Genomic DNA, 10412 nt, shown 5'->3' with positions numbered 1-10412 from the left:
AAATTCTAAGCCCTTACCTCCCAAGTTTAAAAACTTGGGCATCACGGGCTTGTGAGGTGAGAAGTGTGAAGTGAGAAGGGTGAACGATGAAGAAAGGAGAACAAAGATGCCAGTTTTGAGCGAGAAGGATTGGGATTTTTGGCGGAAGAATGGGTATGTGGTGGTACACAATGCGGTGCCGCAGGAAAATTTGGATGCGATGGTGGATACGATCTGGACATTTTTGGATATGGATCGCGATAATCCGGAGGATTGGTACAAGTACAAACCCTATACGCGCGGGAATCCGTGTTCGATGATTGCGGCGTCGGGGATGGTGGAGATTTATCAGCATCAGGCGTTGTGGGATAACCGACAGTATCCACGCTTGCATCAGGCGTTTTCCGAAATTTGGGGTACGGAGAAGTTGTGGGTGTCCCTGGATCGCGCGAATATGAAGCCGCCTTCGCGGGCGGATAAACCCGATTGGCAAAATGAGGGTATGATTCACTGGGATACGGATACGTCTGTGCCCAAAGTGCCTTTTGGGGTGCAGGGGGTGTTGTATTTGACGGATACTTCAGAGGATCAGGGTGGGTTTCAGTGTGTGCCGGGATTTAATAATATTTTTGAGGAGTGGGTCAAGACGCAGCCAGAGGATCGCGATCCCCGACGACCCAATCTGGATGATCTGGAGGTGAAGTCGATTCCGGGCAGGGCGGGCGATCTTTTGATCTGGCATCGGTTGCTGGCACACGGCAATGGGCATAACCGTTCGGATAGGCCCCGTTTGGCGCAGTATATTACAATGTCGCCGGCAGAGGGTCGGGGAGAGGCAGAGCGGGAAGAGCGCATTCAGGCATGGCGAGCGTGCAGGCCCACGCCCCGCTGGCCGGGTGATCCGAGGGATTGGGAACACAAGACGCAGAAGCCAGCGAAGTTGACGGAATTGGGGGAGAATCTGTTGGGTTTGACGTCGTGGAATTGAAGGATTAAAGGAGAAAATCCATGGGTGTTTTAACGGAATCGCAACGCGCGCAATACGAAAGAGATGGATATCTTCTGACGTCGGGTTTGATTCCCGAAGATGTGGCAGAACGGGCAGAAGCTGCAATGTGGCGGATTATGGGTATGGCGCCGGGTGAGCCAGAGACCTGGCATCGAAAACCCGAAGGTGTTGCTGGTTTTCAGGCTGAGCGGGGATTGTCGGTGTTCAACGGTCTTCGCGACCGGGATTTGATGGCCTGTGCAACGCCGCACTATTTGAAGGCGACGGCTGAGTTGATCGGCGAAGATGACGTGCATCCACCTGAAGCGGTTCACACGCAGAATAAAGTTCCCGTCAATGGGGCGTGGTCTTTGCCCAGGGCGCACGTTGATGGCATTCCCAGAGAACACATGCACGAGACGTTTCCCGGTCCTTATCGCATTGCGAGTCTGGTGTTTTTGAGCGATGTGAAACACAAGGGGGGTGGGACGGCGGTTTTTCCGGGATCGCATCGCAAGATTCTCGCGCTTGCAGAGTCGGATCGAGAAAAGTACAAATACCTGTTTGACCTGAATCGGGATATTCCCAGGTTGGATTTGGGCGATCCGATTGAGTTGACGCCAAAACGCGGGGATGTGTTATTTTTTACGTATTTGTTCGGTCACAATGGCACGGCAAATGTGGGTGGGCGTCCGCGCTGGATGATGCGGTATTTTTGCTCTTGCCAGGGATGTCAGACCCGCTGGAAGAAGACGGAAGATTGGGGTCTGTGGTCACCGTGAGGAGTGTGTGATGAAATTGACTAAATCGCAGAAGTTGGAGTTTTACAGAGAAGGGTTTTTGAAAATTGAGGGTGCTGTGCCGCGGGTGATGGTGGAGGCGGCGCGACAGGCGGTTAATGCGGAGATTGGGAAGGGCGACAGGCGCTCTTTTGGAGATATTCGCGCGATGCCGGTGATTACGGATATGTTTAACGAGACGCCGGTGTTTTCATTGCTCGAATCGGCTTTGGGCAATGGGAATTTGCAACGCCAGAGCCACGGTGCTGTGAAGCTGAATTTTCCCGCGCCGGTTGGGACGCCGCAACGGGATCCCCAACTCGCGACTGCGGGTCCACCATTGCGAACGGGTGGGCATCTGGATGGGATTGCAAAGGCGCGCGATTTTTTGAGGGGGACGGCTGAAGAGAGCGGGTATAGTCGGGATTTTACGGCTTTTGCTGTGGTGTATCTGGACGATGTGTCCGCGCCGTATTGCGGCAATTTTACGGTTTGGCCAAAGTCACATCATGTGATGGAGGATGTGTTTCGGGAAAAAGGGCATGAGATTTTGTTGAATTATATGCCCGATGTGACGGTGCCCGAAGGTCCGGTGCAGTTGACCGGCGAGCCTGGCGATCTCATTCTGGCGCATCATCAGATTATTCATACGGCGGCGATCAATGCGTGTCCAGATATCCGGTATGCCGTGATTTTCAGGGCGAGGCATGTCGATATCGGGCAGAATGGCAAGGATGTGTTTACGGATATCTGGCGGGAGTGGGATGGGATTAGAGCGGAAATTGAGTGAACGGGGTGTGAGATGGATTTGGGATTGAGAGGAAAAAGGGCGGTTGTTACGGGTGGCAGTCAGGGAATTGGGCGTTGCTGCGGGCTAGCATTGGCTCGGGAAGGGGCGCGTGTGTGTATTGCTGCGCGTACACGGGAGACGTTGGATACGGTGGTTGCCGAGATCGATGCAGCGGGTGGAGAGGGGCATGCGGTTGCGGTTGATTTGACGCGGGAGGAAAATTGCGAGGTGGTGGTGAATGAGGCTATAGGCGTGTTTGGTGGTGTGGATGTGCTGGTCAATAATGTGGGGGCTGCGCGCAATGCCGATATTTTGGATTTGGATGTGGCGCAGATTAGCGAGGCGTTGGCGTTGAAGAGCTATAGCTATTTGCGAATGGCGCAGTTGGTGATTCCGCTGATGCGGGAAAGTGGATGGGGGCGCATTGTCAATGTCGCGGGTGGCGCAGGTACGAGTCCTACGCGGGGCAATATTCCGACGGGGGCGGCAAATGCGATTATTTTGAATATGACGCGCGCGCTGTCCGATGCGGTGTCTGGCGATGGTGTTCTGGTGAATGCGGTTTGCCCGGGGTTGACCAATACGCCTCGCGCGCGTTCGCAGCAGAAGGCGCGGGCAGACCGCGAGGGACGAGATGTCGAGGCGGTGCTCAAAGATCTGGGCGAGGAGTTGCCCGCCGGGCGCATGGCCGAGCCTGAGGAAATCGCCAATGTCGTTGCTTTTTTGGCGTCTGAGGCGTGTTCTTATGTGTTTGGCAGTTCGATTTATATGGATGGTGGTGGGCGAAGAGGAACGCCGTAGAGAAGTAGGAAGTGGCGGATGGCAAGCGAGTGCAATAAGCAAAATATCGCTGGACAATGTAACCTTTATCGGGTAGTTTTTTCGAAGAGGCGATCAGATAGTCGAAGAGGTCTCGCCTTAGAAGTGCTTAAGTTTAAACTCGATCAAGAGGATAAAAATGGCGATTGAAGCAGTTGAAAAAGAACAAGCTGAGATCAAGGGACAATTTGACCAATTCGACAAGCGAGTTGACAGGATGCAAACCGAGTCTGATAATACCAAACGAGAATTAACCGACTCGATCAATCGCTTGTTTGACAGGATGGACGCGGGATTTGCAGATCTTCGACGAGACCTGGGCAACACTCAAAAATGGCAATTATCTTTCATCATTGCTGCTGTCATTGCGGTCTGTGCTGTCGCCGGGCTGCTGATCAAATAATACTTGGCATTTCTTGAAAGCATGGGACTCATATTTCTCGACATTGATATCGCCAATCCCGCTCGGTCAGAGGACTTTCAGACCGAGCATTTTCTCATTGACTCAGGTGCGGTCTATTCTGTGGTCCAGCGATCTGTTCTTGAGGCATTGGGTATTCAGCCGCATTCTCGTCGAACTTTTACGCTGGCAAATGGCGATCAAGTTGAACGCGAATTGGGCGATGCGCTGTTTCGCTACAAAGAACACCGGGGTGCAGCACCTGTTATTTTTGGTGAACCCGGTGATAGCAATCTTCTGGGCGTTGTTACTCTTGAAGCTCTGGGTTATGTTCTGGATCCTCTGAAGCGAGAACTTCGGTCTTTGCCGATGCTTTTAGCGAGGCTCGATAGTTCGCAGTGAGGTTTGTGAGCTGAGGTACAGGACATTAAAAATTATTTATGAATTCTACAATCCGCATATGCGGATTTTTTTTTGCCCAAAAGAAAACCGGATGGTTCTGGGGTGTGTCTATATAGGTGAGAGAGGAGAGATGGGAGACCATTCGGAGGATATAGATGGTTGAGAAGAACGAGAAGAGAACATCGCTTTTGCCCAGGATTTCAGTGACGCGGCCAGTGACGGTAACGATGTGTTTGGTGGGGTTGATGGTGATTGGGCTGGTGGCTTATTGGCGTATTCCCATTCAGGCATGGGCGTCGGGCAATGACTGGAATCGGTTTTGGGTGGATGTGGCCACAGAAAATGCGTCGGTTCAAGAGCGATTTAACACCATTGCGCTGCCGATGGAACGGCATATGCGTACGGTGAGAGAACTCAGCGATATTTGCGCTTTTGCTGGCGATCCGTGGGCAGGGGTTGAGTTGAAATTTCACCGGGGCACGGATATGCGCGAGGCGTATGTTCGCGTGGCAGACCGGCTCGAGCACGCCAGGCTCGATTTGCCCGAGGAAGTGCGCGATCAGATCAAGGTGTATTCGTGGAATCAGGAAACCGATTCCGAGGTGATCTGGACGGGTCTGTCCATTCCGGAGGATATTGTCAATAAGGAGCAATGGGTTCAAACCCATGTTCTCGATCCGATTGAGCGGATTGATGGGGTGGCGAAGACCAGTGTGTGGGGGTTTGAGAACAAGGAGGTTTTGATTCTGGTGGATCAAGAGCGGTTGCGGACGCACGGTATTGAAACTCACGAGCTTGTGGCGTCGTTGCAGCAGGACAATTTTTCCCTGTCTGGCGGTCAGGTGCGGGAGGGCGGTAAGCGGTTTTACGTGCGATCTCTGGCGCATTATCAAAGCCTGAAGGAGATTGAGGATATTGTTGTTCAGGGCCGTTATAGCAGCGCGCAGGTGCGCCTGAAGGATGTGGCAGATGTGGTTTATGCTGCGCCGCCTCGAGACCGGGTGTGGCGCGTGGATGGGCAGCGCAATCTGGGTCTGGATGTGTATAAGGAGTCGGGCGAGAATATTGTCGATTTGTGCAAGCGCATTGTGGTCAAAATGGAGGAGATAGAGGCCAATACGCCTGCGGTGTTTCGCCTGTTTTACAGCGAGGGCAAGCTGATAGAAGATTCGATGGTCAATTTGAAGGTCACGGGGCTTTGGGGTGGGTTATTTGCGGCGCTGGTGTTGTTATTTTTCCTGCGCGCTTTGCGTATGACGGCGCTGATTACGCTGTCCATTCCGCTGTGTGTGATGATGACGGTTACTGTGCTCTATTTTATGGGGTGGTCGCTCAATTTGTTGACAATGATGGGGCTGATGGTGGGGGTGGGTATGGTGGTGGATAATGCGATTGTGATTGTGGAGAATATTTATCGCTTGCGGGCAGAGGGGGAAGAGCCGCGCGGCGCATCTATTCACGGAGCCAGCGAGGTGGGGCTGGCGATTACGATGGCGACGTTGACCACTGTGGTGGTGTTTTTGCCGATGATGCTGATGAATGATAGCTTTGATATGAAGTTTTTGCTGTCGAAAATTGGGATGCCCGTGGTGTTTGCGCTGGTGGCGTCTTTGTTTGTGGCGCTGTTGTTTATTCCCCTGGCTGCCCAGCGGTTTGGCGATGCGGTTGTGCGGTCAGATCCGAAATCCATTGCTTTTGTCCGCCGCATTTATCGGCGCGGTTTGAACTGGGTTATTCACCATCGGCGAGATGCGTTTCTCGTGGTGCTGGTTTTGTTTGCCACCATTTATTTTCCATACCAAAACGTGAAGAAGACCGATCAGATGCGTTTTTCTTCGAATCGCGTGACCATTCGCATGTATGGCCCCAAAAATTTTTCCCTGGAAGAGATGGATAAAATTGCGACCGATCTGGAAGTGTATGTGAATGAGCGTCGGGACAGGTACAAGATCAAAAATGTTATGACGTATTTTCGGCGCGGGTATATCAATTTGCGAATGAATCTCGAGGAAGATCCCCATCAAGAGTGGTGGTATGCTGTGTATCGCTGGGCAGGCAATTTGACTGGCTTTCCCATTGAGCGGTGGATGACGCGACAAGAGATTATTGACGAGTTGAATAAGGAGGTACCGCGCTATGTGGGGTTTCGGGTTGCTGTGGAATCCAGAAATTCGGGCGGGCGAGATCCCTATGTGGGCGTGTATTTGTACGGTCCTGATTTTGAAAAATTAGAAGATATGCTGGGGGAAGTGGAGCGGCGGTTGCAGCAGATTCCATCGGTGACGAGTTTGCAAAGCGATCTGGAGTTTGGGAAAGATGAGATTCGCATTCGCGTGAACCGCGCACAGGCCAAAAAGCACGGTATTCCGGCAGAGCGGATCAGCCGCACGCTGGCATATCAACTGCGCGGTGCGACATTGCCGCGGTTTCAGACGGATGATCACGAGGTGAATGTGCAACTGATTTTGGATGAATCCGACCGGCAGTCGCTGGTGCAGTTGAAGAATTTTATGTTTGTGACCGATTCGGGTGAAAAGCTGCCTTTGTCGAGTTTTGCAACTTTTGAAGTGGCCAAAGGTCCAGGACATATTTTCAGACATAATGGTCGCAACCGGTTGCGCGTGCGCGTTTATACGACCAAGGATGATGTGGAAGGGTTGTATCAGGAGGTCGATCGGGTGATGGAGGGGTTCACGCTGCCGAGGGGGTATGAGTGGAACAAGGGCGAGCGGCATTCGCAATATAGCCGGGAAAGTCAGGCGATGACATTTGCCGTGATTATGGCGGTTGTGTTTGTGTTTTTGCTGATGGGCGTGTTGTTTGAGTCGGTTATTTTGCCTTTTGCCGTGATTTTTTCGATTCCCTTTTCGTTTTTGGGGGTGTATTGGGGATTGTGGTTGACGGGTACGACGATGGATTTTATGTCGAATGTGGGGGCAATTGTGCTGATTGGGGTGGTGGTCAACAACGCGATTGTGCTGGTCGATATGATCAATCGGTTGCGCCAGGCGGGTATGGATCGCGCAGAGGCAATTATGGCGGCGGGTCACAACCGCTTTCGTCCCATTTTGATGACGACCTGCACGACGGTGTTCGGGTTGTTTCCCATGGCGATTGGCAGCAGTACGATGATGGGGATGCCCTATGCGCCGCTGGGGATTACGATGATGGGTGGGCTGATTGTGTCAACGGCGTTGACGCTGTTTGTGATTCCGCTGTTTTACGTTTTGCTGGATGATTTGCGCGGATTATTGAAGCGGGTTGCCGCGGTGAGTTTACAGAGGTCAGAGCGATGGGGGGATGACCCGGCGCAGGCGGCGGATTAAAACGGGTCATAGAACCACTTCTCTCCCAAACAGAGGGCTGTGCTATTTGCGCGGCTCTCTGTTTTTGTTTTTGATGGGGAGCTAATTTGCGGGATCGGAAGGCGTATTGGGGTTGTTTAATCGCTCCTGGTCGGCATAGGGATAGAAATTTCGATTTCGCTCAAAGGGGTCGGATGAGGGACCGGGTTGACCGAGACGTCGGCTGTCTTCCAATCCAGTACCGTTCAGGAATAATTCCGCTCTGCGCTGACGAAAGATCTCTTCTGTCACGGCCTCGACGGTTTGTGGACCGCTGTAGGGTGGCAGTGATGCCCCAATGCCAAAGGGATCACGATCGGGTGTTTTTGTGCGGATGGCGTCTATTTCGGCGATTGCACCTGTGATATTTCCCATCATTGCGTTTGCCTCTGCCCTCGTCAGAGCCATTTCGCCGGGCAAATATGCCGGGATGGACGATGTGGCGGTGTTCCAAAAGCCGGATAGCGTTTCAATAGGCAATGCGTTGGGATTGCTCAGGCGATCATTTGGCATGAGATAAAATGCAAGTCTCGCATCGTTGCTGTCTGTGACCAGCGTTCCGAAATTATCTCTTGGCGCATAATCATCCGCAACAAAAACCTGGTTGTAAATGGGGTTCTGATTGTCAGCGTCATAAGTATGGACAGATGTTGCCGAGGGATCGATGGTATTGGCGGCTTCAAGTGCGGCTGGATAATTTCCCGCGAACAGGTTATAACGCGCCCGGTAAGCGTGAATCGTATTTAAGAGATCGAATCCCTGTCCCAGGATATCTGAGTTGAATTGAGCAGATGGTGGCGTAGCCGAGATGGTTTGGAGCGCGTTGTCCAGCAACCGAATCGCTTCGGCAAATACCTCAGACCGCGGCTGGAAAGTGGCCTGTCCATCGGCCTGTACATCTGTTGGTGCCTGTTCAAAAGTCTGTGCGATAAATCCCAGACACATCGCTTTGTAAAGTTGAGAGAGTGCAATAATACCGCTGCGCGTACCTTCTGATAGTTGCACATTGGGCGCGCTGTCGATCAAATCATTGGCTATTCCGATGACGCGGTATGATTCGAACCAGATCGCGCTGACACCGCTGTTTGCGCCAGACAATGCGTTGAGACCATCCTCTAATTGTATGAGGTTGGCAAAGGTCGTGTTTGCCGCAAATTCGCGGCTTGTAATTGCCGGATGACGAATGTATGAATCGACATTCTGACTCGCGTAATCTCGTTGCATGCCAATGGCGAGTGCGATAATGCCGTCACTGGTGGTTAAAACGCGCTCTTCCACTGCCTGGTTTGGATTTGTTATGTTTAAATCACAACCTTGTGAGAAAAAGAGCAGCAATGCCGGAAGAATGTACAGGCGACTCGATTTCATATTTTTTTCCTTAGTAGTTCAAACTTATGCGAAATGCAATACTGCGCGGGATGGGCACTTCTACGAAGTCAAATCCGCGCACTGCGGTGCGCTGTCCGGCGATGTTGGTTTCCGGATCGTAACCGCTGTAGTCGTCTATGGAAAGCAAATTGCGGCCAATGAGGCTCAATTGAATGCTGCTCAATCCCAAAAATTGGGGCTGCCAGCGATAAGATGCGGATAGTTCGCGCAATTTCACAAAGGATCCATCTTCGATCCATTGTTCAAAAATTCGGAAAACCCGCGAATTATAACCAGAGGGGAGTTCGCCGTTTAATTCGCGTTCGTAGTCTGTTAAAACGCCGAATGCGCTCAATGCGGCCAGGCGTCTGGTAAAATTGAATACATCGCCACCTATGATGGCGTCCCATTGCATGCGAAATGACCAGTTTTGCCCCAGGGCGATCTGATTGATCCATGAAGCGGTAAAGTCCGGGTTGGGATCGCCAATAATTTTGCGATCAGCCGCTTGTATCGGGAGATTGTTTTCGTCGTTTGCGATATTGCCCTGGGCATCGCGTTCAAAAGCCGTGCTGAAGAAAACTCCGAGGGGTTCGCCGTTGATGGCCGAGACCTGGGAAAACGAATTTGGGATGATCAATCGCCCGCCCTCAATGCCATCGACTTTGTTTTTGTTGGTCGAATACGTGAAGGTCGATTCCCAGCGGAGATTGGGGCGTGCAAGCGGAATCGCGCGCACGAGGAATTCCAACCCGGTATTGTCCATGGTGCCGACATTTTGCAGGGCACGCGAGTGACCTGTGGAGGGGGATAATGTGCGGAATAGCAACAAGTCGTCGATGCGCTGATCGTAATAGGTCAGTTCTATGCCCAGGCGATTGGACAGGAGACTAAAATCCGTCCCTATTTCAATTTCCCGCTGTCTTTCGGGTTTGATCGTTCCGCCGAGTTGTGTGCTGGGCACCAGGCCGGGGTTGCCGTCATAAGAGGATGCATTGTAATTGGTCAGGCGGTCATACGGCCCAATGGCTGTTTGGCCCCCTGAAGTGCCTATGGAGGCTCGCAATTTGAAGTCTGGAAAGATGTTTTGAAGTGCGCTATTTTGCCAGAAGCCCGTATCTGAAATGAGATAGGAGGCACTCGCTTTTGGATAAAATTGCCAGCGATTATCCGCGTCATAGACCGAGGAGGCGTCGATGCGGGCAGCAGCCGTGACAAAAAGACGGTTGACGATTCCAAAGGTTTGCTGGACAAATCCGCCATAAATGACCCTTTTGCTCCTGGTTTCGCCTGCGACGACGTTTGCACCGCTCGATACGACTTCTGCAACGGGACTCAGATTTCTGCCTTCTGCGCTGAAGTTTTCCCCTTTTTCGTATTGCAGGGTTCCGCCGATTCGCGTGGTTGATTGCACATTGGGAAATATGTCCCGCTGGTATCTGAGGTTGATGTCATTGTTGAGTTGCAGAAAATCGAATACGGCTCTTCGAGAAAAGCCGTTTGCCAGGCCCGGCGCAGAGGTGCCGGTGGGGATAAATGCGAT

9 protein-coding genes are annotated in these 10412 nt (G+C 52.1%); 7 read left to right on the top strand and 2 right to left on the bottom strand.

Features of this window, described 5'->3' with window-relative positions:
* Positions 1 to 106 precede the first annotated feature (106 nt).
* From OXG87_09930 to OXG87_09900, 7 genes are all read left to right on the top strand, one after another.
* A complete protein-coding gene (locus tag OXG87_09930; protein MCY3869866.1) occupies positions 107 to 967 on the top strand; it encodes a phytanoyl-CoA dioxygenase family protein in 861 nt (286 codons plus the stop codon).
* A gap of 20 nt (positions 968 to 987) precedes the next feature.
* Complete coding sequence (locus OXG87_09925) at positions 988 to 1749, top strand: phytanoyl-CoA dioxygenase family protein (GenBank protein MCY3869865.1); 762 nt, start codon at positions 988 to 990, stop codon at positions 1747 to 1749.
* A 10-nt stretch (positions 1750 to 1759) separates the two neighbouring features.
* Positions 1760 to 2536, top strand: a complete 777-nt coding sequence (locus OXG87_09920; GenBank protein ID MCY3869864.1) for a hypothetical protein — start codon at positions 1760 to 1762, stop codon at positions 2534 to 2536.
* 12 nt (positions 2537 to 2548) lie between these two features.
* The gene (locus OXG87_09915; GenBank protein ID MCY3869863.1) at positions 2549 to 3337 is read left to right on the top strand and encodes an SDR family oxidoreductase; all 789 of its coding nucleotides are present in this window, start codon (positions 2549 to 2551) and stop codon (positions 3335 to 3337) included.
* A 157-nt stretch (positions 3338 to 3494) separates the two neighbouring features.
* Positions 3495 to 3758, top strand: coding sequence for a hypothetical protein (locus OXG87_09910; GenBank protein MCY3869862.1), 264 nt, complete (start codon positions 3495 to 3497; stop codon positions 3756 to 3758).
* A 21-nt stretch (positions 3759 to 3779) separates the two neighbouring features.
* On the top strand, positions 3780 to 4157 hold the full coding sequence (locus OXG87_09905) for an aspartyl protease family protein (protein ID MCY3869861.1): 378 nt from the start codon (positions 3780 to 3782) through the stop codon (positions 4155 to 4157).
* Positions 4158 to 4312: 155 nt separating this feature from the next.
* On the top strand, positions 4313 to 7483 hold the full coding sequence (locus OXG87_09900) for an efflux RND transporter permease subunit (protein MCY3869860.1): 3171 nt from the start codon (positions 4313 to 4315) through the stop codon (positions 7481 to 7483).
* Between the two features lie 81 nt (positions 7484 to 7564).
* Here OXG87_09900 and OXG87_09895 read toward each other — a convergent pair whose 3' ends face one another.
* Positions 7565 to 8869, bottom strand: coding sequence for a RagB/SusD family nutrient uptake outer membrane protein (locus OXG87_09895; protein MCY3869859.1), 1305 nt, complete (start codon positions 8867 to 8869; stop codon positions 7565 to 7567).
* Positions 8870 to 8879: 10 nt separating this feature from the next.
* Positions 8880 to 10412 (bottom strand): TonB-dependent receptor (locus tag OXG87_09890; protein ID MCY3869858.1); only part of this gene is annotated, 1533 nt, incomplete at its 5' end.

Source organism: Gemmatimonadota bacterium, assembly GCA_026706845.1.
Classification (GTDB): Bacteria; Latescibacterota; UBA2968; order UBA2968; family UBA2968; genus VXRD01.
This window is presented reverse-complemented; position numbering and strand designations above follow the sequence as displayed.

Excerpts from the sequence above, each read along its gene's own strand:
- OXG87_09930 (MCY3869866.1), top strand. The coding sequence starts at position 107 with ATGCCAGTTTTGAGCGAGAAGGATTGGGATTTTTGGCGGAAGAATGGG.
- OXG87_09925 (MCY3869865.1), top strand. The coding sequence starts at position 988 with ATGGGTGTTTTAACGGAATCGCAACGCGCGCAATACGAAAGAGATGGA.
- OXG87_09920 (MCY3869864.1), top strand. The coding sequence starts at position 1,760 with ATGAAATTGACTAAATCGCAGAAGTTGGAGTTTTACAGAGAAGGGTTT.
- OXG87_09915 (MCY3869863.1), top strand. The coding sequence starts at position 2,549 with ATGGATTTGGGATTGAGAGGAAAAAGGGCGGTTGTTACGGGTGGCAGT.
- OXG87_09910 (MCY3869862.1), top strand. The coding sequence starts at position 3,495 with ATGGCGATTGAAGCAGTTGAAAAAGAACAAGCTGAGATCAAGGGACAA.
- OXG87_09905 (MCY3869861.1), top strand. The coding sequence starts at position 3,780 with ATGGGACTCATATTTCTCGACATTGATATCGCCAATCCCGCTCGGTCA.
- OXG87_09900 (MCY3869860.1), top strand. The coding sequence starts at position 4,313 with ATGGTTGAGAAGAACGAGAAGAGAACATCGCTTTTGCCCAGGATTTCA.
- OXG87_09895 (MCY3869859.1), bottom strand. The coding sequence starts at position 8,869 with ATGAAATCGAGTCGCCTGTACATTCTTCCGGCATTGCTGCTCTTTTTC.